General features: G+C 42.6%; 22 protein-coding genes. 18 read left to right on the top strand and 4 right to left on the bottom strand.

What is annotated here, in order from left to right:
* Positions 1 to 367 precede the first annotated feature (367 nt).
* Positions 368 to 2,422 (bottom strand): methyl-accepting chemotaxis protein, encoded by a 2,055-nt coding sequence (locus L1D11_RS13970; RefSeq protein WP_239862580.1) that lies wholly within the window; start codon positions 2,420 to 2,422, stop codon positions 368 to 370.
* Positions 2,423 to 2,526: 104 nt separating this feature from the next.
* Here L1D11_RS13970 and L1D11_RS13975 point away from each other — a divergent pair, with 104 nt between their 5' ends.
* Positions 2,527 to 3,012 carry an NlpC/P60 family protein gene (locus tag L1D11_RS13975; protein ID WP_239862582.1) on the top strand — a complete coding sequence of 162 codons (486 nt, stop codon included), beginning with the start codon at positions 2,527 to 2,529 and terminating at the stop codon, positions 3,010 to 3,012.
* A 102-nt stretch (positions 3,013 to 3,114) separates the two neighbouring features.
* Here L1D11_RS13975 and L1D11_RS13980 read toward each other — a convergent pair whose 3' ends face one another.
* Positions 3,115 to 3,459: a DUF3802 family protein gene (locus L1D11_RS13980; protein WP_239832456.1), complete on the bottom strand. Its 345-nt coding sequence runs from the start codon at positions 3,457 to 3,459 to the stop codon at positions 3,115 to 3,117.
* A 583-nt stretch (positions 3,460 to 4,042) separates the two neighbouring features.
* Between L1D11_RS13980 and L1D11_RS13985 the strand changes: the two genes are divergently transcribed.
* Positions 4,043 to 4,909, top strand: coding sequence for a fructosamine kinase family protein (locus L1D11_RS13985; RefSeq protein ID WP_239832455.1), 867 nt, complete (start codon positions 4,043 to 4,045; stop codon positions 4,907 to 4,909).
* A 93-nt stretch (positions 4,910 to 5,002) separates the two neighbouring features.
* A complete protein-coding gene (locus tag L1D11_RS13990) occupies positions 5,003 to 5,206 on the top strand; it encodes a CPXCG motif-containing cysteine-rich protein (RefSeq protein WP_239832454.1) in 204 nt (67 codons plus the stop codon).
* 291 nt (positions 5,207 to 5,497) lie between these two features.
* Here the strand turns inward: L1D11_RS13990 and L1D11_RS13995 are convergent, their stop codons facing one another.
* Positions 5,498 to 6,106 carry a riboflavin synthase subunit alpha gene (locus L1D11_RS13995; protein ID WP_239832453.1) on the bottom strand — a complete coding sequence of 203 codons (609 nt, stop codon included), beginning with the start codon at positions 6,104 to 6,106 and terminating at the stop codon, positions 5,498 to 5,500.
* Positions 6,107 to 6,267: 161 nt separating this feature from the next.
* On the opposite strand from L1D11_RS13995, the gene L1D11_RS14000 reads away from it, so the two are divergent.
* Positions 6,268 to 7,638 carry an MATE family efflux transporter gene (locus L1D11_RS14000; protein WP_239862584.1) on the top strand — a complete coding sequence of 457 codons (1,371 nt, stop codon included), beginning with the start codon at positions 6,268 to 6,270 and terminating at the stop codon, positions 7,636 to 7,638.
* 132 nt (positions 7,639 to 7,770) lie between these two features.
* On the opposite strand, the gene L1D11_RS14005 is transcribed toward L1D11_RS14000, so the two are convergent.
* A complete protein-coding gene (locus L1D11_RS14005; RefSeq protein WP_345779309.1) occupies positions 7,771 to 8,616 on the bottom strand; it encodes a DNA ligase in 846 nt (281 codons plus the stop codon).
* Positions 8,617 to 8,907: 291 nt separating this feature from the next.
* On the opposite strand from L1D11_RS14005, the gene L1D11_RS14010 reads away from it, so the two are divergent.
* The 14 genes from L1D11_RS14010 to L1D11_RS14075 all read left to right on the top strand — a co-directional run bounded on the left by L1D11_RS14010 (position 8,908) and on the right by L1D11_RS14075 (position 25,364).
* Positions 8,908 to 9,237 (top strand): STAS domain-containing protein, encoded by a 330-nt coding sequence (locus L1D11_RS14010; RefSeq protein ID WP_239862588.1) that lies wholly within the window; start codon positions 8,908 to 8,910, stop codon positions 9,235 to 9,237.
* A 59-nt stretch (positions 9,238 to 9,296) separates the two neighbouring features.
* Complete coding sequence (locus L1D11_RS14015; RefSeq protein WP_239862590.1) at positions 9,297 to 10,133, top strand: OmpA family protein; 837 nt, start codon at positions 9,297 to 9,299, stop codon at positions 10,131 to 10,133.
* On the top strand, positions 10,130 to 12,229 hold the full coding sequence (locus L1D11_RS14020; protein ID WP_239862592.1) for an SLBB domain-containing protein: 2,100 nt from the start codon (positions 10,130 to 10,132) through the stop codon (positions 12,227 to 12,229). Before L1D11_RS14015 ends, L1D11_RS14020 begins: the two co-directional genes overlap by 4 nt.
* Positions 12,229 to 12,918 (top strand): chromosome partitioning protein ParA, encoded by a 690-nt coding sequence (locus L1D11_RS14025; RefSeq protein ID WP_239832448.1) that lies wholly within the window; start codon positions 12,229 to 12,231, stop codon positions 12,916 to 12,918. Before L1D11_RS14020 ends, L1D11_RS14025 begins: the two co-directional genes overlap by 1 nt.
* 527 nt (positions 12,919 to 13,445) lie before the next feature.
* Positions 13,446 to 14,438 (top strand): ABC transporter substrate-binding protein, encoded by a 993-nt coding sequence (locus L1D11_RS14030; protein ID WP_239832447.1) that lies wholly within the window; start codon positions 13,446 to 13,448, stop codon positions 14,436 to 14,438.
* Positions 14,439 to 14,585: 147 nt separating this feature from the next.
* Positions 14,586 to 15,485, top strand: a complete 900-nt coding sequence (locus L1D11_RS14035; protein WP_239832446.1) for a proline/glycine betaine ABC transporter permease — start codon at positions 14,586 to 14,588, stop codon at positions 15,483 to 15,485.
* Positions 15,478 to 16,710 carry a glycine betaine/L-proline ABC transporter ATP-binding protein gene (locus tag L1D11_RS14040; RefSeq protein WP_239832445.1) on the top strand — a complete coding sequence of 411 codons (1,233 nt, stop codon included), beginning with the start codon at positions 15,478 to 15,480 and terminating at the stop codon, positions 16,708 to 16,710. The genes L1D11_RS14035 and L1D11_RS14040 overlap by 8 nt, the downstream gene beginning before the upstream one ends.
* A 334-nt stretch (positions 16,711 to 17,044) precedes the next feature.
* Positions 17,045 to 17,449, top strand: a complete 405-nt coding sequence (locus tag L1D11_RS14045; protein ID WP_239834197.1) for an Hpt domain-containing protein — start codon at positions 17,045 to 17,047, stop codon at positions 17,447 to 17,449.
* Positions 17,450 to 17,672: 223 nt separating this feature from the next.
* Positions 17,673 to 19,223 (top strand): sigma-54 dependent transcriptional regulator, encoded by a 1,551-nt coding sequence (locus tag L1D11_RS14050; protein ID WP_239834196.1) that lies wholly within the window; start codon positions 17,673 to 17,675, stop codon positions 19,221 to 19,223.
* Positions 19,204 to 20,310 carry a glycosyltransferase family 4 protein gene (locus L1D11_RS14055; protein ID WP_239834195.1) on the top strand — a complete coding sequence of 369 codons (1,107 nt, stop codon included), beginning with the start codon at positions 19,204 to 19,206 and terminating at the stop codon, positions 20,308 to 20,310. The genes L1D11_RS14050 and L1D11_RS14055 overlap by 20 nt, the downstream gene beginning before the upstream one ends.
* A 249-nt stretch (positions 20,311 to 20,559) precedes the next feature.
* Positions 20,560 to 21,936: an O-antigen ligase family protein gene (locus tag L1D11_RS14060; protein ID WP_239834194.1), complete on the top strand. Its 1,377-nt coding sequence runs from the start codon at positions 20,560 to 20,562 to the stop codon at positions 21,934 to 21,936.
* Positions 21,937 to 22,028: 92 nt separating this feature from the next.
* The gene (locus tag L1D11_RS14065) at positions 22,029 to 22,814 is read left to right on the top strand and encodes an acyltransferase (protein WP_239834193.1); all 786 of its coding nucleotides are present in this window, start codon (positions 22,029 to 22,031) and stop codon (positions 22,812 to 22,814) included.
* Positions 22,807 to 23,943 carry a glycosyltransferase gene (locus L1D11_RS14070; protein WP_239834192.1) on the top strand — a complete coding sequence of 379 codons (1,137 nt, stop codon included), beginning with the start codon at positions 22,807 to 22,809 and terminating at the stop codon, positions 23,941 to 23,943. Before L1D11_RS14065 ends, L1D11_RS14070 begins: the two co-directional genes overlap by 8 nt.
* A complete protein-coding gene (locus tag L1D11_RS14075) occupies positions 23,940 to 25,364 on the top strand; it encodes a Wzz/FepE/Etk N-terminal domain-containing protein (protein WP_239834191.1) in 1,425 nt (474 codons plus the stop codon). The genes L1D11_RS14070 and L1D11_RS14075 overlap by 4 nt, the downstream gene beginning before the upstream one ends.
* Positions 25,365 to 25,543: the final 179 nt, after the last annotated feature.

Raw genomic sequence — 25,543 nt, forward strand, 5'->3', positions numbered from 1 at the left:
TCCCTTGGCTGTGCCTGATTTACCACTACACACTTCCCGTCGAGGCATTGGACTATTCTATCTATGGCTAGGTTGCCCAAGTTGTAATGGCCTACTATCAGATTTCTGTTCGTCACAACCAAGTTTTGCCATTTGCTTCCTTCAGATTTCACCTCACGGTGAACACCCTTGCATAGGCTAACGGTTCTCGCTCGACTGAGCCCGTAGAGGACTTTCACCTCCTAGATCAACGCCATGCTCGGCGCACCAAGTAAAAAGGCAGAGCGTGAACTCTGCCTTTTTGTTTTTTTTGTTTTTTGTATTCTCGTATCTTTAATCGTTTAGGCGAGGCACCTTGTGACTGCGCTAAGTGTGTTAAACAGCAAGGCTATTTCTCTGTGTCGAATTGGTACTTATGAAGCATCGCTTGTTGATGACCTGCGATTTCACCCACTTGCTCAGAGCTTTCAATCATAGATTCAAGTTGCAGCTTGGTGTTTTCTCCCTGCTCGGATACGCGCGTGATTGAGTGTGTCACATCAACAGTTGCACGAGCCTGTTGCTCAGTTGCGACCATAATTTGCTCGACACGGCCTTTAATCTGGTTAACTGCAACTTCAATCTTCTCAAAAGCTTGCTTCACATCACCGCTAGCTTGAAGTGCGTTCGCCATTTCGGCTCGTGATTCAGTAACCGACGTACGAGAACGATCCGCCGCAGCCACCAGCTCATTCATCATGTTTCGGATATTGGTGGTTTGTTGGGATGTGCCACTCGCTAATTTCCTTACTTCATCTGCGACTACCGCAAAACCGCGGCCCTGTTCTCCCGCTCGCGCTGCTTCTATTGCCGCATTCAATGCCAACAGATTGGTGTTTTCTGCAATACCACTGATCATGTCGACCATTTCACGAATTTGCTTCACTCGTCCATCAAGGTCAGCCATCGACTGTTCGTTCATGTTCAAAGAATGTTCTAACGCTTGTAAGCGCTCTTGGTTTAAACCAATAACTTGACTACCACTCACTGACTCATCTTCTGCGACTTGAGCATCATCATTCGATGCGTTTGATATACGAGCGATTTCGCCAATGGACGCTTCAAGTTGTGTGATCGTGGTGATCATATTCTGTAAAGATTCGTTCTGTTCATGCAGACTTAAGTTGGTTTGCTCTGCAGCGTCGTGACTGACTTCCGCGGTCTGATAAAGAGTTTCACAGTTTCGAGTAACTAAACGTATAGAATCCGCAGTCGAACCGACAACCGTATTAAGTTTAGAGCTGATGACTTGTAGCTCGAGTGGGCCAAACAAGTCGCTCTGTTTCGAGAAGTCATGCTCTGCGAGTGACGTTAACTGGCGTGTAATGTTTTTCAAGCCTTTATTCATCCAACTACGCAGCACTAACCATGATGTGATAATGATCATTGCGATCACTAAGCCACTAATAAACAGTACTCGGTCTATCGTCGCTATTGTCTGATTAACCACAAACTCGCTTTCATCAATTAAAATGGAAGCGGTATTCGACAGTTGATTTAAGATACCTATTACGGTGTTGGCCAGCTTAATGACTTTAGCTAGGTCAGCCTCTTGTTGCTCGGCAAGTTCTAGCTTTTGCAGGATTTGTTTCAATACACCGCTGTCTGCGAAGCCAGATTGAACCATCTCATAAGGTGCCGTTAAGCTTGCGAACTCAACGATGTCCGGATGCCATTCAGAAAAGTCGTCATACGCGAGGTTAATGCCTGCAATTCGATTTCGAAGCTCTCTGTATTCGTCTTGCGCTTTTTCTAAGTCCGATTGCATCATCAACATTAGGAAAGTGTTCGCCATTGCAGAAGCACTCGCTGTGAATCGGTTAGCCGCATCGGAGGCTTCTGGATTGTTCTGAACAAGGAAAGAACTGATACGGTTCATTTCAGGGCCGATGGAACTCACGCCATAGCGGAACTCGGAGACTTGTCTATCGATAAGGTTTTGTTTATTCTGAATTTCAATTTGAGACGACAACACTTGGCTAGCCATCAATTGTAAGTTCGCCATGTTCTCGGCTAAGTTTTGCTTTTGTTCAACAGAAATCGCGTCAGGAAAAGATTGGGATATAAAAAGGAGTTCCTCTAGCGTCTTGTTACTGTCGGCGAGCAACTCGTCGATTGAAATACGAGTCGCGTTAAGCGTATTTAGATCGGTTGATTGGGTGCTGTAAGTAAGAAGTTTCACCAGCTCTAACACGCTTTGTGTTAATTGAGCATTGTGTAATGCGAGGGGCAATGCTTGTTCTGAAAGTACATCAAAATGTCCCCCTACCCGTTCAACTCCCCGAATACTAACCATTGATAAAAAACTAACGAGTACAAGAATGGAAATAAATACAGCGGTGACAGTTTGAATGAGCGAGAATGTATAGCTTGAGGGTTTTGTTGTTAAATTTTTGTCAATCATGTTAAATCCAGTTTAACTACGAAAAGAGATATCCTAAAGTTAGTCGGTATACTAGAATTCCTTGATGACGTTTATATTTCATTTTTTTGGCAGAAGAGTTACATATGAAATTCAGAAAAATGGCTATAGTTCCAATAACTTTGGCAACATTGGCTGCTTGTAGCTCGACTCAACCCCCTTCTCAGCTTAGTCAAACCGCTCAAAAAACCTTATCAAAGTCAGAACAATTGACTACCAATGCTTATATGAATGTATATGAACAGTGGAAAGGTGTGCCATATCATTTTGGTGGGACATCATTTCGAGGCGTAGATTGTTCCGCTTTTGTTCAAATCGCCGTGCAAAATGCGACACAACAAGCCCTACCGAGAACCACAAAAGATCAGATTAAAAAGGGAAAAGAAATTGCGTATGAACAGGCAACAAGTGGCGATTTGGTGTTTTTCAAAACTTCGATAACGGTACGACACGTAGGTGTGTATTTAGGAAATAATCAATTCCTACATGCTTCGACATCGAAAGGTGTCATTATATCGAGGTTAGATAACCCTTATTGGGCGTCTAAGTTTTGGCACTTTAGGCGTTTATAACAGCTTAATAGATTAACCGCTAAACAAAGTCACTTTTAAGGTGCTGCTTAAACGCCTAGATCATTGTGGTCAATGGACTAGCGCGAGTAAATGGACAAACAGTTAGTCGTACTTAGCGACAGCAGTGTCAAACAGGTTCTTCACTAGCGCGATATACTCATCTAGAAATACAATTTGCTCGTTGGTCGCTTTCTTAGCCCAAACACCCGCTAACACTTCACCTAAATCGGCTACCACAGCATCGGCTTCTTTCAAAAGTTGAAAACGAACACTCGAATGCAATTCTGGATTTTGCTCAAACATTGCCATGATGCTTGTCGAAATCATGTCAGTGATAATGTCTTCAACACACTCATTACCTATATCGCCATTATTATTGGTAAAGACATCCAGATTAAATGATAAGTGCTCGATGAGAGCCAAATAGCCATCGGTTTCTACAACCACAATAAATCTCCGTTTTAAGCTCAAGAGCAGATTAATACGTACTTGCTTAATACTATGTAAATAAAGCGGTTTGTCATCAGTTTATTACCAAAAACCGCATTAAAATGATCCTAGTTATTATTTCAGCTTAAATTTAAATCCATATAACGCTATGTTTCACACCTGCCCGCCTTCAGAGACTAGTAAATCCAAGCCTAGCAAAGGCTAAAACAAACTTTTAATTAGTTTACTGTTCTAGTTAACAATAGCCCTTTCAACTTTCTTTAAAGCTCATTTATGTTGGTGCGCAGGCCATAACAAGCTCCCTCGACTTTCCAGTTTTAATGTCTCAAAACCGTTTCGACTGTGATACCAGTTCCAAACAATTTATGACGTTTGATTGGTAATTTCTGTTTGTATTTCAAAGATCTTGAATCAGTTTAAGTTCACAAATTGAGTAATTGACTCGGCATAAGGTGAATCAGAGATAAGAACATTGACGAGTGCGTTTATAAATTACTCAGATTTATCCTAAACTATTGCTAATAAACAAACAGTATTTCTAAACTTGAATCTTTTAACTTTCAGCCTTTGAGGATTTCCTATGTGGCAGGCCATTTCTCAACAACTTTCAGATACTCTTTTATTTAACTTTCAGATTACTGAACGTATTAAGGTTTCTGGGGGAGGCATTGACGATTGCTATATGATCAGCGATGGTAATGAACGTTACTTTGTCAAAGTTAACCAGCGAGAATTTTTACCTAAGTTTGAAATTGAAGCTGAAAACTTGCGTTTGTTAAGAGAGACCTCCACCGTTTATGTTCCTGAACTGGTACTCTTTGGTAAAACCAAAGGCTGCTCTTTCATTATTCTCAATTATTTGCCAATTAAGCCACTTGAAACGGGTAATAATAGTTTTGATTTCGGGGTTCAGCTTGCTCGCCTTCATCTGTGGGGTGAGCAAAAGGAGTTCGGCTACGACCAAGACAACTATATCGGAAGTACACTTCAACCTAACCATTGGCATAAGAAATGGGGGCGATTTTTTTCTGAGCAGCGTATCGGCTTCCAACTTCAGTTACTAAAAGAAAAAGGTATAGAATTCGGTGACATCGACGACATCGTTGATGTAATTAATATGCGTCTTGCAGGTCACAACCCTCGTCCATCTTTACTTCATGGTGATCTCTGGCATGACAATGTAGCAAATTCGGCTTTTGGACCGATCTGTTACGACCCTGCTTGTTACTGGGGTGACCATGAATGTGACTTAGCGCTAACCGAATTGTTCGATGGATTCCCCAAAGAATTTTATGAAGGCTATCAAAGCGTCCACCCACTTGACTCTGGCTATACTGATCGGAAAGACATTTATAACTTGTACCATCTTCTTAACCATTGCAATCAATTTGGCGGCGATTATTTAGCACAAACTGAGGCGTGCATTCAGAAGATACAGGCCGTTTAATACCAATAACAGCTGTTTACTAGAATGATACAAGTTACGACGTTCGATATAAGCTACTACGATTGATATCAACTACTTTGAGGAGAATTCGCCATGCATAAATACACCGAGAAACATGTCTCTTGCCCTCATTGTGGGCATGCCATTAGCATAACGCTCGACGCTTCCAATGGTAATCAAGACTTCTACGAAGATTGTCCCGCGTGTTGCAATGCTATCCATCTAGACATGCAGGTGGATGAAGTGAGAGACAAAATTTATCTCTCGATTGATGCAGACGATGAACAGGTTTTCTGACCAATCATTTTTCGGTTCAGCCACTATCAAAAAAGAGCACCTGATGTGTAATGCCGATTAGTTAAGACTTAAATGTTCGGTTGAACGATCCTTCCAAGGTGTCAAAATCCGAGTGTATTCCATGCACACGGATTTTTTATGTTTAAGCGCTTCGGTTTTAAATTCAGGAGTATGTTTGATTCGTGTTTTATTAGTTGTCATGTTCACATCGTTAGTGATTGTACTCACTTAACTCAGTGTCCAAACTTCTGGAGCGGATCATTGCTCACCCCATGAGCCTTTTCGTTCAGGTTATTTTTGATTTGCTAGTACGCGTTCAACGGTATCAACAATAGCCTGTGTTTGAGGATCAAACTCAATGTTTACTTGGTCGCCCACTTTACGGCCGCCAAAAAGAGTACGATTCAACGTTTCTGGAATCAAGTGAACAGAGAAACGGTTCTCTTTTACTTCACCAATCGTCAATGAACAACCGTCAACGCCAATGTAACCCTTGCTCAACACATACTTCATTGATTCTTGCGGTAGTTCGAACCAAAGCGTACGGTTGTTCTCAGTCTTAATCACTTCAACCAAGTTAGCCATCAGAGTAATATGGCCAGACATGCTATGCCCACCAATTTCGTCACCAAACTTTGCTGCACGCTCAACATTTACTTTGTCACCAACATTAAGTTGGCCTAAGTTCGTCAATCGCAATGTCGATTGCATTAAATCAAAAGCAATCTGGTTACCTGAAATTTCCGTTACCGTTAAGCAACAACCGTTATGAGCTAATGAAGCACCAATTGCTAATCCTTCAACGATTTCGTCACTTAGCTCAATGGTATGATTTTGAAACGACTCTTTTTTGTTTATAGCAACCAGTGTTGCCATACCTTGAACGATACCTGTAAACATAAGATTCCTATTTAGCATTTTAGTAACAGTTTTTCATAGCAGTTATTGTGACATTTATTTATGATTCGTCCAGTGGAAGCTTAAGATCATTGTCTCTGATTTCTTTAGAATGTCCTTTACTACACTATTATTCTAATTTTCCCTCTCATTTGGAGTTGTTTGTGCATCGTTACAAAGAAGAATCCTTTAATCTAATCAAACTTGCGACCCCAGTATTGATCGCATCTGTTGCACAAACTGGAATGGGTTTTGTTGATACCGTAATGGCCGGTGGCGTAAGTGCTATCGATATGGCGGCGGTTTCGATTGCAGCAAGTATCTGGCTACCATCAATATTATTTGGTGTCGGTCTATTGATGGCGTTGGTTCCTGTCGTTGCACAACTGAATGGTTCTGGTCGACAAGTAAAAATTCCATTTGAAATTCAACAAGGCGCATTTTTAGCGCTCGTCATCTCTCTTCCAATCATTAGCGTACTTTTTCAGACACAATTGATATTGGAGTGGATGGACATAGAACAACTCATGGCAGAAAAGACCATCGGCTATATGAATGCGGTGATGTTTGCTGTGCCTGCTTTTTTGCTGTTCCAAACCTTGAGAAGCTTTACCGATGGTATGTCTTTAACTAAGCCTGCAATGGTGATTGGTTTTATCGGCTTACTATTAAACATCCCGCTTAACTGGATGTTCGTTTACGGAAAGCTTGGTGCTCCTGCATTGGGTGGTGTTGGCTGTGGCGTTGCAACGGCTATCGTATATTGGGTGATGTTTACACTGCTATTCGCTTACGTTTTAACTTCAAAACGTTTAGCGAAAATAAACATCTTCGGTACGTTCCATAAGCCTCAACTTAAAGCTCAAATTCGCCTGTTTAAACTTGGTTTCCCAGTCGCAGCCGCTATCTTCTTCGAAGTAACCTTGTTTGCGGTTGTTTCCTTGTTGGTTGCCCCACTCGGCTCATTGATTGTTGCCGCGCACCAAGTCGCGATCAACTTCTCTTCGCTAGTCTTCATGATTCCGATGAGTATTGGCGCTGCCGTGAGTATTCGTGTCGGCCATAAGCTGGGTGAAAATAACACTGAAGGTGCAAAGATCGCGACACGCGTGGGTGTCATCGTTGGTTTAGTCACCGCATTAATGACAGCAACATTAACAGCATTGTTCAGAGAGCAGGTTTCATTACTGTACACAGAGAATACCGCGGTAATTACGGTCGCAATGCAATTGCTGTTGTTCGCGGCGGTTTATCAATGTACCGACGCCATTCAAGTTATCGCTGCAGGTGCTTTACGTGGCTACAAAGACATGCGCTCGATCTTCAACATTACTTTTGTGGCTTACTGGTTGCTTGGTCTTCCTATCGGCTACATCTTAGGGATGACAGATTGGATTGTTGAGCGTTTGGGGGCACACGGTTTCTGGGTTGGCTTCATTATTGGTCTATCTTCAGCTGCGATTATGCTTGGTATGCGCCTTCATTGGATGCATAAACAAGATGACGATGTTCAGTTGGAGTATAGTTCTCGTTAGATTCGCACTTGCTAAGCAGGTATACCTGATATTGAATACAAAATGAGCCCTGATTTCCAGGGTTCTTTTTCGTTTATTAGCAGGCGTATTATTTAGTCATACTGACTACTGGCCAGATAGATTTTATTTGTTTTAATATTCACTCTTCTCACGAACAAAGCGGGCAAACTTTGGTTTCCCGTTTTGAGTAAAGCCATTGTAGCGAAAAGTAATACGACTGCCGATCTCGGGTGGTGCGAGCCTCATTTGATCACTGAACCCACTACCAATATAGAACTCACCCCCCTCTTCTGTGTGAACCAGTATAGAGCCCATCATTCCCTTGTACTTTCCTGTTCCGCCTTTGTAACCAATGACCGTTGCTTCTGCATCGTGATGCCTTTTTAGTTTTAACAAGTCATTACTTCTCCCTGCTTGATAACGACTACTAATTTTCCTAAGCATCAAACCTTCACCGTTTCGCTCATCAACATTGTCGAGCTGATGGAACAATGCATCTTCATTAAGAATTGGTAAATGCTCTATGTAACTGATATGAGCTTCGTCAATCATACTTACCAAATGCAAAATATTGTAATAACGTTTTTGATAATCACCGGCAGCTCCTGGCATATCAAACAGCATGAAGTCTATTTGGCGCCATGCCGTATCATTAGGCGTATGATCGAGCACGGTAGATTGAACTAGATGAAACTTGCCTCTCCCCGCCCACAATTCCCCTTCGAGGTGTACCTTAGGCAAATTTGTGGTAAACCACTTTGGTGAGTAGATGCGATTTCCATTGCGAGTATAGAGGTGCTTACCGTCCCATAGAGCCCGAATCCCATCTAACTTCTCACTCTTCCAGTATTCGGTCACATCAATACCTTGCTGATATGTGTTTGCCAATACCAAGTGTTCTGACGGTAGATAGAATGAATGAGAAGAAAGCGAACACGCCCATAGAGTTGCTATAGCCAGTTTAGTTAATCTCATCATTTACTCCGTATTAATAATTCCCTTAAGCCTAAGCGTTCCATCGTACAAATAGAAGATCTATACCAGAAGATGCGACCCACACGCCAATCTTATTTATTTTCAATTTTCATTCACGAAATTAAAGACTTGTACATCTCAAAAGTACATCCATTTTTAGTTCTCATATTGAGAAACGGCCGTTCTCAATATGAGATAAAGATAAAACATAAAGTTAAGCTATTGAAAAATAAAAATATGGAAGTTGGCACATTCAGTGCAGCTGTCCATACAGACATCAAAGGAGATAACGCTATGGAACTACGTAAGATTGATTTGAATACAACGACGCTAACACTTTCTATCTCCGGTAATTTAGACGCAGCAGGTAGTCGCGAAGCCCAAGCTGATATAGATGATGTGATTTCAAACGATGGCCACCCTGTAATCGAAGTTGATTTTAGCCAAGTTGAATTTTTAGATTCATCTGGTGTTGGTGCAATTGTCTACATGTTCAAGCGTTTAACCGAGCGCGAACGCAACATGCGACTCGAAAATGTGTCCGGCCAGCCTCTTGAAATAATGAACTTACTCCGTATTGGCCATGCTATCCCAGTAAATTCAAAAAATCCTACAAATTCATGAAGGTCCACTAAGCTAGAAGTAACAAATAATAATAAAAAGTAAAAACATAGGACGTTGGCATGAAAATACAAAAAAACTACATAGCCTTATCTCTGTCTGCTCTGGTTCTCGGTGGCTGCACTAGCTACCCTGAACAAGGCACTGGAGGGTTAGGTAAAAGTTACAATGCTATCAATTATCAAAACTCAGATATTTCTCCAGTCATGCCAGACGAACCTCTTGGTCCAGAACATGGATTGCGTTTTGATTGGCAACTAGCTAAATTACATCTCGATGCATTGATTCAAGAAGGTGCTCGATGGTGTTTCCCGGCTGCCGTAGTACAAGCGATTGAAAAGCAAAGTCGTATTGCACGTGAACTTCAAGGCGGTTTACTTCTAGATGCAGCCAACGACCTAATGATCCAAAGAAAACGCCTGAACGAGCTTGAAGCCCAACTAGACTACGTGACCTCACAAGCCCATTGCGAGCCACCAACAAATGAGGACCAATTTAGAATACAATTGTCAGTTATCGAACAGTTGTATGACCTACTTAATGTTGATAATCAATTCGCAGAAGACTCTATCGAAGTCAATCCCAAGTACATGGGAAGATTGGCAGAAGCGACTGCGCTACTCAAAGAACACAAGTCTTTAGACCTAGTTGTTACAGGCCATACCGATGATACCGGTACTGAAGAATATAACGATGACTTAGCGCTTGGGCGTGCCAAGCAAGTTGAACGCTACCTGACTATTTTTGGCTTGAGTGCTCAACGAATCAAAGCTGTCTCTGTTGGTGGAACAGTCCCTCTGTTTAAAGGCGAATCAGACGGTACGCGTTTAACTAATCGTCGAGTCAGCATAGAAGTTATCTCGACTAAAAATGCCGAGAAAATGGGAGGTAGGCTATGAAATTATTGTTCGCTTTTTTCATCGCCTTATCGCTATGCTTTTCGAATGTCGTAAATGCTAGCGAAGAATTCTCTGATACTGTTCAAGTCGGTGATCTTATCCAAGTCAACGTTCCCGGAGAAAGTACTTTAAATACTGGGTTCCAAGTTGATAAACGTGGCCGTATTACCCTTCCTGAAGTTGGCGCTGTATTTGTGGCAGGTTATGACAGTGAGCAGCTTAACAAAGTCGTTTTAGAGTCACTGGCTAACGCTTATAAAGATCTTTCAAACGCTTCAGTATACGTAAAAGAACAGCAAATCATTATCTATGTTCAAGGATATGTACAACAACCTGGCGAATACACACTCGCATTGGGTTCTAGTATCCAAATGGCGCTATACGCTGCGGGCGGCTTACGTCCAGGGGCACAACTCGACAAGCTTATTCTTAAGCGGGGTGCTGACAAGGTAGAATTCAACTACAAACGTTTCCTAGATTCAGGTGATGAATCAACACTCCCCGCTTTGCAATCATTGGATTCACTGTTTGTGCCTGCTTCCCCATTAGTAGGCAATATCGAGCAAGAGTTTGACGCTGCGAAGCTTGCGAACTCCGGTGACAGTGCTGACTCTCGTAATTCAATCAAAGTGTTTGGTGAAGTAAACGCACCAGGCTCATTCACTTATAAAGAAAACACCGACCTCGTCGACGTATTAATGCGTTCTGGAGGCGTGACTCGTTATGCCAGTGTTGAGCAAATCCGTGTAATTTCAAACAACACACCAGCGCTATTCAATCTTAAACGTTACTTAGATTCTGGTGACGAAAGTCTACTTCCAACTTTACGTCCCGGGGCGACTATTTTCGTACCGAAGCAAGAAGAAGAGATTAAGTCTGGTGCGAATATGGTTTACGTAATGGGCGAAGTCGCTTCTCCGGGTGCTTTTGAAGGTAAAAGAGGCGCCACCTTTATGGATATCCTTGCTAATGCGGGCGGCCCGACTCGATTCGCTGAGTCACGACAAATCCGCGTACTCAAAGCCGACGGCAGAGTAGTTAAATTTGATTTAGCGGCATACACAGAAGGTTTACCTAACTCTAACCCTCCTAGCATCAAGGCTGGAGACGCGATTTTCGTTCCAGAGAAAACAGACATGAACGAAAAATCATGGCTAAAGATCTCGCCGGATAGAGCTGTAAATGTTATTGGTGAAGTTGTTCGACCGGGACGTATTGAATGGTCAGATGAAATGGATTTCATGGGCTTACTTGCTCATGTTGGAGGACCAACACTGCGTGCCGATACCAAAAAAATAGAAGTGGTTACAGGAAGAAAGCTAGTGGTTTTCGACTTAGACGAATTTATTAAAACTGGAGCTCCGCGTGACCAACTGCCCTTCATCCGTGCAGGCTCAATTGTGCGCGTACACGACTTACCTCAAGATCCTTCAGACAACAAGTCTCAATGGGTGCGTCAAAGCTCAGATGCATCAATTTACGTGTTTGGCCAAGTTCGTTCACCAGGCCGGTACCGATTTACAAAAGACATGCACTTTCTAGATATATTGTCAGCGTCAGATGGACCAACTAAAGACGCCGACATTCACAATATTCGCGTAACACACAGAGATAAGACCTACTCTAAAGTGAGCAAATTAAACTTATCTCTCTATTTCGAAACTGGTGATGAATCCATCCTACCAAACGTAACTGCCGGCGATACTATCTATATCCCGGAAAAAGATAAAAATTGGTTAGACACACCAAAAGAAAAAACGGTTCGTGTGCTTGGCGCAATTAATAATCCGGGTCGATATGTGTTCAATGACAACATGACGATTTTGGATATCTTGGCAGAGGCCTCCGGCCCTACTGAAAATGCTTATGTAGAGAAAATTACCATTGTGAACATGTCTTGCTGCCAAGGCCAAGCTCGTACCTTCGACCTTGTTGAGTTCAGCAAAACCGCCAACATCTACAACTTACCGGTTCTACGTGCCGGTGACACAATTTACATCCCAGATAGACGAGAGAGCTTTATGGAAAAAGCTCGTGTGGGCTTAGAAGACATACTTCGCCTAACGACAACCATAGTCCTAATAGGAGCTTTGTAATGGCTATTTCAGCAATTCAAGCAGAGATGGAACAACTGTATCTAACGTCTGAACTTAACGGCCAAAAGTCAATATGCGTGACCGCCTGCCATTCAGGTGACGGTGTAACGTCTGTCGCAACAGCATTAGCGGAACGTTTTCTTCTTGCCGGGCACTCTGCGCTTTATGTTGACCTCAATTTATACAACCCGGCTTTCAAAGATTTAAATATGTTAGAAGACAATCAACAGGGGCAGTTAATAGAACATGTTGAGTCTAAACGTCTGTTCATTGGTGTCCCTGCTCCTCAGGTGGCATCAACACAGCTCGCTTATAAAGATCCGGCAACGCTGCAAAACATAGTGCATAAATGGTTAGAAAAATACGATAGAGTTATAATCGATACTTCGCCGCTTCTCCACACTAACAAACGGAATGTCCCTGCGCAGTCTGTTGCGAGTGGGTGTGACAGCACACTTTTGGTTGTCGCTTATGGTGAAACATCAAGTCACCACTTAGAGCAAGCGAAAAAGCTGCTTGATGCGCAAAGTATCAACTTAATGGGTTGTGTGATGAATATGAAACAAACACCTAGCTTTGCGCAAGAGCTCATAAGGCAACTCAATCGATTGAAATTTATACCTTCTAAGTGGCGCGATAGCTTGGCAAAAAAACTGTATCAAAACGAATTTTTGAACCTGCCAATGTAAGTTTCTTGTGTTTATTTATGGCTGTCATTAAAACCCTGACAGCGATCTATGTTATTGAACTTAGTTCAATAGCTCTAATAAAGCTGTTTTTTGGCTAATTATCGAAAGACACAAGACTTTGAAGAATACTCAATCAATTTCATATAAAAAATATCGTTCTTATCACCTTCAAATCTCTCAAGAAATCAACAGTCACACGTCTAACTTTATCGGTAATGTGACAGAGACAGTTAAAGTGCCATGTAAACAGTATCAAAGATGGAATTCGTACGATTATTCCCTAAGATTATAAATAGAGGTGGTTTTTGACGAATTTGTAATAGTTTGACAAAGTTATCCGATGGCTGTTGAAACACAGTGGATGAATTGGCAAATCAAACTTCACTGACTTTGCACGTTTATCTATTCAAACTTCCCCCATCCCTCCTTCTGCTCAAATGGTTCAAATACACGGAAAGGATCACCATCGATCAATTTAGATAATCAATTTACCTTGGTTGTAATATTAAAGAGAAAGGAAACTCAATATGAAATACAAGTTAAGCTCCGTATTTTTGTTAGTAGCAGCAGCCAGCGGTAATGCTAACGCTGGAGAATGTGGCAGCGTAACAATTGCAGATATGAACTGGAACTCTGCAACACTGATCGCCAATATTGACCAATTCATCCTTGAACATGGTTATGGGTGTGATGCTGAACTTATCCCTGGCGATACTATGCCAACAGGCACGTCTATGATCGAAAAAGGCCAGCCTGATGTTGCACCTGAACTTTGGAGCAACAGCTTAAAAGACGCATTAGATAAAGGTGTTGAAGAAAAACGTCTTCGCTACGCAGGTAAAGCACTTGTGAACGGCGGCGAAGAAGGTTTTTGGGTTCCGGCTTACCTAGTTAAACAATACCCTGAAATGGCAACCATCGAAGGCGTACGCAAGAACGCTAGCTTATTCAAACACCCTGAAGACCCAGATACATCTGCATTCTACAGCTGCCCTGCAGGCTGGAACTGTCAGATCAGCGCCGGAAACCTGTTTAACGCTCTTGAGCTAGAAAACAGTGGTTTCACGATTGTTGATCCAGGCTCGAGTGCCGGTTTATCTGGCTCTATCGCAAAAGCTTATGAACGTGAAGAAGCTTGGTTTGGTTACTACTGGGCACCAACCGCTGTTCTAGGTAAATACGACATGGTTAAAGTCGACTTTGGCAGTGGCATTAATGAGGAAGAGTTCCTTAACTGTACCACCAAAGAAGGTTGTGAATCGCCAAAAGCGACCATGTACCCGCCTTCACCTGTTCACACGATTACCACTGAAAGTTTTGCGTCACGTGCACCTGAAGCTTACGACTACTTTACTAAACGTGGTTTCACAAACGACAAAATGAACTCGCTACTTGCTTGGATGGAAGACAACCAAGCTGATGGTGAGGAAGCGAGTCTTCATTTCTTGAGTGAATTCCCAGAAGTATGGCACCCATGGGTTTCTGAAGAAGTGGCTGAGAAAGTTGAAGCTGAGCTGTAATTACTTAACTAAATAACAAGTAATTACGCTTCAACAATAGAACAGAAATAACGTCGCTATACTTGATGTTATTCATGATTCGGAGCCCTTTTCATTGCCGATTTTCTTATCGCATGGACAAGTGGCTCCGAACTATAAGGATATAAAATGGCCGACAGCAATTGGTTATCAAGCTTTCCAGAGATGGAACGCGCTGATTTACGAACCATTAAAAAGACGCTAGATGGCGCATACCGTGAATTTTCCCGTGAATACGGTGAAATGATTGAATCTCTCTTTGACCCTCTTCTTTCATTCCTTGTTTGGTTTGAAAAACTACTCATCTCTACACCTTGGATTATTGTCCTCGCCGCTTGCACAAGCCTTGTCTACGCAGCAAGTCGTTCTTGGAAACTGGCTTTAGGCTGTGTCGTTTCGCTGCTTCTCATTGGTTACTTTGGAATGTGGGAAGACACCATGCGGACGCTCAGTATCATTACTGTGTGTACCTTGGTTTCGATATTCTTAGGCATTCCGATCGGTATTGCGATGGCCCGCTCAAACCGAGCGCAATCTATCGTTACACCGATGCTTGATATCATGCAAACCATGCCTGCATTTGTTTACTTGATTCCAGTCGTCATGCTACTCGGCATTGGTAAGATTCCAGGGCTGATCGCCGTAGTTATCTACGCGATTCCACCTGTAATTCGTTTAACTAACCTAGGCATACGCTTAGTCGATAAAGAAGTGCTTGAAGCCGCTACCGCATTTGGCGCGAGTAAAAAGCAACGCTTATGGGGCGTTCAACTTCCACTAGCGATGCCAACGATCATGGCGGGTATAAACCAAACGATCATGATGGCACTTTCTATGGTTGTTATCGCGTCCATGATTGGTGTGAAAGGCCTAGGCCAACCGGTTCTTAAATCCATTACAAACCAATACTTCACATTAGGCTTGATGAATGGTTTTGCCATTGTTGCCCTTGCTATACTTTTTGATCGCGCTTCACAAGCGTATGCAAAAAGAACCAATGCGCATTTAGGAGGATTCAAGCATGACTAAACCATTGATTGAAATTAGTGGTCTATACAAAGTGTTTGGACCAAAACCAATGTCTGTTATCAACCGAGTTCAGAACGGTGAACACAAAGACCAGATTCTCGCAGATACGGGTCATACCGTTGGTTTGAAAGAGATTAACCTCGAGATAAACCGTGGCGAAATCTTCGTTATCATGGGGCTTTCTGGCTCGGGTAAATCGACTCTAATTCGTCACTTCAACCGTCTAATCGACCCGACTCAAGGTAAGATTATGGTTGAAGGCATAGACGTAATGAGCCTGAACACCAAACAGTTAGAAGAGTTCCGTCGCCATAAAATGTCGATGGTATTCCAACGCTTTGGCTTAATGCCACATCGCACTGTGGTTGAAAACGTTGCGTATGGATTGGAAGTACAAGGCATCAAAAAAGAAGAACGTTTAGCAAAAGCCAATGAATGGTTAGAAACAGTAGGCTTGAAAGGTTATGGCAAGCAATACCCTGCCCAACTTTCTGGTGGTCAGCAACAACGTGTTGGCCTTTCTCGCGCTTTGTGTACCAACGCTGAAATCTTGTTAATGGACGAAGCCTTCTCGGCACTCGACCCTTTGATCCGAAGTGAAATGCAAGATCAGCTTATTGAACTTCAAGAGAAACTTCATAAGACGATTGTTTTCATCACTCACGATTTAGATGAAGCACTCCGCCTAGGCGACAGAATTGCGATTTTGAAAGACGGTGAATTAGTACAACAAGGCACACCACATGAAATTTTGCTGAATCCAGCCGATGATTACGTGGAAGCGTTTGTTAAAGACGTAAACCGCGCTCGTGCATTGACCGTTGAAACCGTCATGCAGCCGCCTCTTTACCGAATCACCTCAGAAACGATCGAAGGTGCTCTCGCGCAAATGAAGATGCTGAAAAACGATTACGCTTATCACGTAACGGACGATGGCTACCAAGGCTTAGTTACGCAAGAGAGCTTACAAGACGCCGTTGAAGATGCATCAGTGCATGACTTCAGTGAAGAGATATACGAAGAAGTTCCTGCCATTTTGCCTGATGCTGTGATTGAAGAAGTGTTACCTGACACTATGTCTTGTGACTATTCTCTTCCAGTTGTTGATGAAGACGGTAATCTAAAAGGTGAACTAGAGAGAAGCGCTGTTGCTGATATCTTCTCTGAAAGTAGCGAGGAAGAGGTAGAGGCCGACCTAAAGCCAAAGATTGATAAGGCTTCCTAGTTCGATTAGTGGTTATTTTTATCTAATCCAACTCACTTAACCCGCTCTAAGACCGCTGTTGTTATTTAACTGCAGTGGTCTTTTTTATTTGGATCACCCTAGTCTCTCCTGAAATTTTCGAGCACCTCACTTCATATAGGCACCTAAGCTTATATTTCATAATAAAAAATAAAATAAAATCAGTACGTTAACCATATCACAAACACAGTAGCAAGATGAATGATATGACAATTAATTACTCTATTTTTACGGCAACCAGTTGAAATTATTTTAGAAAATGACTAGTACTTAATAGTATGCATGGATAAAAGGCTCAACAAAAGGACTTAGTTTGATGAACTCTAATTTGGCTTCAGACACACCCGCAGATATCAGCTCACAAGAAGTTAGCAATCTTGTCGATGAAAGTGTTCTGGAGCAAATGATTCGAGATACAAGTGCGGATATCATCCCGATCTTGATCGACCACTACGTCGAAGAATCACAAACACGCTTAATCGCTATAAAAGATGCTGCCACTCAAAAAGACGTGCAAGCACTTGAACTTGAGGTCCACACTCTCGGCAGCACGGCGCTTTCATTAGGTAATCGCCCCTTGGGTGAGTTAGCTCGCGATCTAGAAAAACAATGTTTAAACCAGAATCATGATGCGGCATTTCTACAAGTTGACGAATTACTAGAACTCGCAAAACGCTCAATAAAAGCCTTACTTGAAAGGAAAGATGCTGGCTTTAGTTAACCTTGGGTGTTCATATCGGTATCAAATTCAAAACTCAACATAGTCGTTTATCAATATAGTCACCATTAAGATGAGTTCCGGCATGACAAACAATTCGGGAAAATATACCGCCCATTTTTATAAGATCGCATGCGGTAGATAACAAATACACAAGACTCGTATTGATGATTACATATCACTATGTTATTGATTGGTTAGGATAAAGTTTCAAAAGGAATATACAATGCGACCTAAGGTATTGTTAGTTGAAGACTCCAGCTCACTTGCCGTACTCTACAAGCAGTACGTAAAAGACGAGCACTACGATATTTTCCACGTCGAAACTGGCGCGGAAGCTAAGACCTTCATTGAAAGGCACTCTCCGCAGCTTGTCATCCTCGACCTTAAGCTGCCCGACATGCCAGGCGAAGAAGTCTTAGATTGGATTAATGCGAACGAAATACCAACCGCCGTTATCATTGCAACAGCACATGGCTCGGTAAACATAGCGGTGGACCTAATCCAACGCGGTGCTGAAGATTTCTTAGAAAAGCCCATTCAAGCCGATCGACTCAAAACATCTGTTCGCTTGCATCTAAAAAGAGCGAAACTTGAAAATCTTGTCGATAACATGCAAAGCAAGTTCGATCGTGATCGCTTTCATAGCTTCATCGGCTCTTGTCTTCCCATGCAGGCGGTTTACAAAATCATTGACTCAGTAGCACCAACCACTGCTAGCGTGTTTATTAACGGCGAAAGTGGCACGGGTAAAGAAGTATGTGCGGAGGCCATACATCAAGAGAGCCAGCGTAACGGCAAGCCCTTCGTTACCATTAACTGTGGCGCTATCCCTCGAGATCTCATTGAAAGTGAAATATTCGGCCATGTTAAGGGAGCTTTTACCGGTGCGACGGCCGACCGTAAAGGTGCAGCGATGCAGGCGCATGGCGGTACCCTATTTCTCGATGAGCTTTGTGAAATGGAACTGGAGATGCAGAAGAAGCTCTTACGATTTTTGCAAACTGGTACGTTTACCCCACTCGGTGGTAATCGCGAGATTAAAGTAGATGTCAGAATTATCTGCGCAACCAACCGTGATCCACTGGTTGAAGTAGAAGAAGGACGTTTTAGAGAAGACCTTTACTATCGTGTTCACGTCGTGCCTATTGAGATGCCACCGCTTCGCGAAAGAGGAAGTGACATTGTCACTCTGTCTAATTATTTCTTAAAGCTCTACGCAAAACAAGACAAAAAGAAGTTCAAATCAATAGACAAAGAAACGCAAAACCTACTTAAACGCTATGTGTGGCCAGGAAATGTGCGTCAGTTGCAGAACATCATCCGTAATATCGTAGTGCTGAATAATGAAACGAGTGTAACAATGGATATGTTGCCACCTCCGATTAATAAGATGGATGCAGTAACAACTTCAAAATCATTAATGCCAATTCGAGCATCGGCCCCCCAACCTGCTGTTGTAGAAACACCAAAAGCTAAGTTACCATCAACAACCCCGGAAGAGCTTGAACAAGCTGATGCGCCAAACGAGCAATCTGTTACGTCAAATGATCAATCAGCTTTGTTAGATGTTCCAAAGTTAATGACACCAGCCTTCACTACCAGCAACGGTAGTATTCGCCCAATGTGGCAGATAGAGCGCGAAGCCATTCAACACGCCATCAATCATTGCGATGGAAATGTGTTAAACGCTGCTGTGTTATTAGAACTTAGCCCTTCTACGGTATACCGTAAGAAACAGGCTTGGGAATCAGAAGATGAGTGCAATCAAGCCTAAGGAAGACGTATTCAACGTAAACCTCCAAGAGATTTGGCTGTTAATCGACAGCCAAACTTATGGAGGTATAGAAACGCATGTTTTAGAACTAGCGCAGGGCCTGATATGTGAAAGCACTCAGTATTCAGATGTTATTCGAATCGTTCTTTTAACTAGATTTTCCCCTGAAGCGATCATCGTTGAAAAGTTGAAGGTGCTGAACATCCCTTTTAGTTACCTCTCCGAGTTAGCCTCATGCTCTGGAAATTCAAGCCACAATAGCGTGACACAGCTCAAATGTGCTGTTGAGCATTTTCAGCCAAGGCTTATACATGCTCATGGTTACAAAGCCAGTTTAGTCAGCAAGATAATAAAGCTCCCACCTCGTTTAAACAACACGAAACAAATCACTACTTACCACGCAGGTGAAACCCCAACAGGCAAAGTATGGCTTTATGACTGGCTCGACCGTAACAGCAGCTTTCTTTCTGATCAGTCGCTCGTGGTCAGTGAGAAGATTAAAGCGAAAGTACCGAGTAAGACCTATCAATTGAATAACTTTGTTAAAGTTCCAAACGGATTAACAAACTCCACTTCATCAAGCCTATTCCATGTTGGATTTGTGGGTCGATTAAGCCATGAAAAAGCGCCGGATAGATTTGTCGCATTAGCTAAAAAGTTTCCCGATATTCAGTTTGACCTTTTTGGTGAAGGACCTGAAATGGATATGTTAGTAAACTCATATCCTAGTAATGTCACTTTTCATGGACACCAAACCAACATGGATGACGTCTGGAGTACAATCGATTTGTTAATCATCCCTTCTCGCTTTGAAGGTTTGCCCATGGCGGCATTAGAAGCCATGATTCGCGGCATTCCCGTTCTCGCCAACTCAGTTGGCAACTTGCCGCAACTCATCGAGCATCAAGTTAACGGCTACCTTGCCAATTCAAAAGCCGAGCTAGAACAGTTTTTGTCTTTGTGGATATCATTAACAAGCGAACAACGTGACTCCCTCAAGAGTAACGCGATAGAAACCGTCAAAAGCCAATACTCACCGCAAGCTGTTGTCCCGCAGCTGTTGGAGATCTATCAACTCGACCGCTAAAACGAGTCGTAGTCAGGAATTGGTCATTTTGGCTTAACGATTTGGCATCCTAGTCAGTTTTATAGTGATTCTCAAAATGAAAAACCTTAACTCAAAACTAACACCTCCCTCTGTAATATGATTTTAAATCAGCAACTTAAAAAATGCATAATTGGCACTCGCTTTGCAATATTTAACATCAGGCATCGCTACGCCTTAAAAAATTTGCCAGCCGAGTCATGAAGAGTTTATTTGCGAATAGAGATAACAATGATTAACCCTGAAGCCAATAGATTACCAGTCATCATTACGATCAGTACCTTGTGTGTTTGCCTTGGTGTTGTATGGTACTTTGTGCCTCGTCCTGCTGTAATTGTAGCGCTAGCTTTTGTGCCATTAGCCGGGTTATTCGTTTTAAACAAGACATTTTGGTTAGTTTTACTGTTCGTTGTCTTTTCATTTTTCCGAATTCACGAAGCGATACCTCAACTCTATTCGTTAAAAATACCGCTGATGCTCTCAATAAGCGCCCTGTCTGCCCTACTCTGGCATGCATTCATCAGTAAAGAACTTAAAATCTTCTGGCACCCGTGTTTAAATTGGCTTGCCATATTTTGGGTATTGGTTTTCATTGGTATTACTTTCGCGTCTAACAGGCCTATTGCTTTAGCAGAATTCAAAGGAGTGTATTGGAAAATAATTGTGATGACCCTTGCTATCGTTTGGTTAGTAAACAGTGCGGAGTATTTGGTCAAGACTTCGACCGCTATTATCTGTGCAGGGTCATTAGTCGCCGGCATCGCAATTAACAATTCAATCCATGGTATTGGCTTAGTTGAAGGTAGCCGCGTAACAATAGGTCGTGATTTTGGCTCAATGTTAGGCGACCCGAATGACCTATCTCTAGTGCTTATGTTCCCACTCGCCTTTGCTATCAGCCAAGTGGTTACGACGGGAATTCCACTTTCAAAGCGTATAATCAGTGTCGGTGTAACTGTACTTTTACTTGCTGCAGTCATTGCCACACAAAGCCGTGGTGGTCTACTTGGCTCGCTTGCTGTCATCGGGATATTTGCATTTAAAGTGATTCGTTCAAAATTACTGCTGATTACTTTAGGCGCAATAGGATCGATTGGTCTTTACTTCGTCGCCGGGATCTCAGATCGAGCATCAGGCGGCGCGGCTGAGCAAGGGGTCGACGAGTCTGCGATGGGGCGGATTTACGCGTGGGAAGCTGCCTTTAAGATGGCGCTAGATAACCCTTTAACCGGAGTCGGTTTGGATAACTTCTTTTCCAACTACTTTTTCTACAGTTCCCACTGGGATGGGTTAAACCATGCTGTTCACAGTACTTGGTTCGGCGTACTCGCTGAAACTGGATTTCTAGGACTGACCATATTTTTGATACTGATTACCTCGCTGATCAAAACAATACGCTCAACGCTCAAACAACTTTCAGAAACCACCAACACAGTAGACCCAAATCTTAATGCTGCTGCTTACGCTGTATATGCAGGGTTAATCGGGACCATCGTCTCTGGTACTTTCCTGACACAAGGCTTCAATTGGCCTATTTATATCCTCTCAGCACTGGTTGTTGCTATTGCGAACATCTCTCAAACTGCCTGTCAAAAAGAGAAAATCTAAAGGAAAATTCATAACCATTTGAAAACACGAAACTTATTACATGGCACAGTATATGAAAGTACTTCTATATAACAAAATTGAGGAGTTTCATTATGACGTCAGTATCTATAAATCAATTCAAACATTGGCTTAAGTTTCACCCTAATTCTCGAATTAGAAATGTGTTTTTCATTTTGAAAAATATAAGAAGCGCAGATCTACCAACTCCAATAGTGTTTAATCGCTGCCTATACCAAGGTCACAAGCTTGTCGTGAATATGGTGTCTGGCTTTACTCGATTCTTCTACTGGACACCGGCTTTCAAAGGTCGTGTCACTCAATGTGGCAAACGTCTCTATTTGTACGGTGGCCTCCCTTTCGTTAGCGGCCCCGTACAAATTTCGATTGGCGACAACTGCCGTATCTCAGGCCACACGACATTTTCGGGCTGTACACAGCTACACGAAGGATTGGAACACCCTTTACTGTCTATCGGTAATAATGTGGACATTGGCTGGCAATCCACGATTGCTGTCGGAGGTAAAGTCATTATCTCTGACAATGTACGCATCGCAGGCGGCGCTTTCCTATTTGGATATTCTGGTCACCCACTTGATGCAAAACGTAGAGCACGAGGCGACGGTGATGACCCTCAGCAAATAGGCGACATTATTCTTGAACCCGATGTTTGGCTCGGCACCAATGTCACCGTTAAAGGCGGCGTGACCATAGGCGAAGGAACGGTTGTTGCAGCCGGTAGCGTGGTTACCAAAAGTATTCCACCCTTTTCAATCGCTGCAGGTAACCCAGCACAAGTCGTCGGTCACATTAAGTCCCTAGAAATTACCGAATCTGATGTATTCAATTCATTTGAAACTCGCGGAGGTGACCATGCGTGATTTAATCGTATTTGGTGAAGACTTTGGTGGCCTACCTTCATCGACTCAACATTTAGTGCGTCACCTAGCTAAACAGCACAAAGTATTATGGGTGAACTCTATCGGCCTAAGACAGCCAAAACTATCATTTAAAGACATCACTCGCGCCTTTAACAAACTGATTGGTAGAAGTAATGCGGTTACTCAAAACATGTTAGATTCCCAAAACACCATTGATACTTCCAACCAAGGAAACATCACGGTCATCAATTTAAAGACCATACCTGCGCCTGCTTCTAAGTTATCGAGAAAGCTAGCTCAGCAAATGATGTTACACCAGTTGAAGCCAATTATTTCTGAATTAAACCTTCATGCCCCCATCTTATGGACTTCGCTTCCGACCGCTGTCGATTTGTGCGGGCATTTAGGCGAGTCATCTGTGGTTTACTACTGCGGTGATGATTTTAGCGCCTTGGCTGGCGTCGACCATGACACTGTAGCGCAACACGAATCTGAGTTGATCGATAAAGCGTCTCTTATATTCTCGGCTAGCAAAAAATTGATGGATAAATTTCCAAAACATAAAGCACACTTGCTACCACATGGTGTAGACGTCAACCTATTTTCAACACCAGTACTAAGAGCAAAAGATTTACCAAGCAATCATCGTCCCATAGCTGGTTTTTATGGAAGCCTATCTAAGTGGCTTGATTACGACATGATTGAGCATGTTGCCACTGCAATGCCCGAATGGGACTTTGTATTCATAGGCCCCAATGAACTTGATACATTATCACTACCTAAGCTTCAGAACGTTCACTACTTAGGCCCTCGTCCACACCATAAGTTGCCAAGTTATTCTCAACACTGGGATGTTAGCCTGTTACCTTTTGTTGATAATGAACAAATCCGCGCGTGTAGCCCATTGAAGTTGATGGAATACCTCGCAGCAGGAACGCCAATTGTCACGACCCCTTTCCCTGCAATAGCACCTTATAAAAGTTACGTAACATCAGTAGAGAGCGCTAGGCAGATGATCGAGGCTCTCGTTCAAGCTCGTCATTTTGAAAAATCGCCAGTATCTGTTGTCGCGAAAGACAGCTGGCAGAACCGCGGTAAATTCGTTCATTCGATGCTGGAGCTATTATGAATAATCTGAAATTGCGGTTATTGTCCATCTTGAATGCAATGTGGCGCCAGCGCTACGTAATTGTACTGCCTATTCTAATTTTGCCTTTTGTAGGCTTTGGGGTCAGTAAATTAGCCCCGACCAAGTATGACGCGCATACCAGTATGTTGATTCAAGAAACGGCCAAGATGAATCCATTTTTAGAAGACATTGCCGTTTCAACCATGCTTAAAGACCGACTCAACGCATTAAGAACACTGCTTCACAGTCGACATGTGCTTTATTCAGTCGCTGACGAATTGCAGCTAACCACACCAGATATGCCAGATTTAGAAAAAGAAGAAATCATCACCGACTTGTCTCAACGCTTATCAGTTACTCAGCTTGGAAAAGACTTTCTCAAGATCAGTTTAACCTCTCACACTCCAATTGGTATGGAACAAACCCTTCGCTCAGTTAGTGAACATTTCATTGAACAATTGTTGGCGCCTGAACGTTCTTCGATTGAGGATTCAAGTAACTTTTTGAAAATTCACATCGATAAGCGTCGTATCGAGCTTGAAAAAGCAGAAGAAGCATTGGCTCTATACATGAATGAAAACATGCAATCGACACCAGAAGTCCAAAGCCAAAGTCTAAACCGCCTAGCATTACTCAAACAAAACCTGGCTGAAAAAGAGGCAGAATTATCCGGTGTTGAAAAAAGCTTGGGATCTATCGATCAACAGCTTTCTAAAACCAACCCAGTAATAGGTCGAATAGAAGACCAGATCATAGACATTCGTAGTGAATTAACATTACTGCAAGCAAAATACACAAATAAACATAGTGCTGTTCAGGCCAAAGTCCGCGAATTGGACAGGCTAGAGAAAGAGAGAACGACCTTATTAGAAGTGACTCAGCCGACCATGAACAGTGACCAACTTTGGGACATCGCGAGTAGCACTCCACGGAACACACTATCGAATACTCAACCACTTTTAGTCACCCAACTACAAAGTCTACAACTCGTTCGTGCTCGCTTTGAGTCTTTAACTGAAGAGGCAAAAAGCCTTCGTTCTATGATCTTTGATCTAGAATACAAGGCCAATAACTTCGGTGAAAATGCAAAAGAGATGTATCGCCTTAATAGACAAGTTGAAACCAAGCGCCAGCTTTATGATGAACTTTCAGAGCGTTATGAAATGGCTCAATTAACGGGTTCATTGGGCGTTTTCGAACAAAACAAGCGAGTAAAGATTATCGATTTGCCCTTCACTCCGAGTATGAAATCTAATATGCCGACTTTTATTTTTATTCTGGCTGGATTCTTTGCAGGTATCGGGTTAGGTGTTGGTCTAGCCATAGTGTTTGAGCTGTTCGATTCTTCAATCAAGCGCAAAGACGAAATCGAAGACATCTTAGGTGTCCCTGTGATAACGGTGATTCCTAAAATGAGCTAGTCAGCCTTAAAACCATACTTTAGATTCCTAGTACCAAACGCCAACTCTTGATTGGCGTTTTGCTTTTATAAAGCCCCAAATTTAATACCACTTTTGATTTTCCCAAGCCCTATCAATCAAATAACAATTCATTCGTATTTTGTTTTGATTCCCATTTTGAGAGATGCAAGTCATCGATA

The sequence above is a fragment of the Vibrio sp. Isolate32 genome (genome assembly GCF_022397955.1).
Lineage (GTDB): Bacteria > Pseudomonadota > Gammaproteobacteria > Enterobacterales > Vibrionaceae > Vibrio.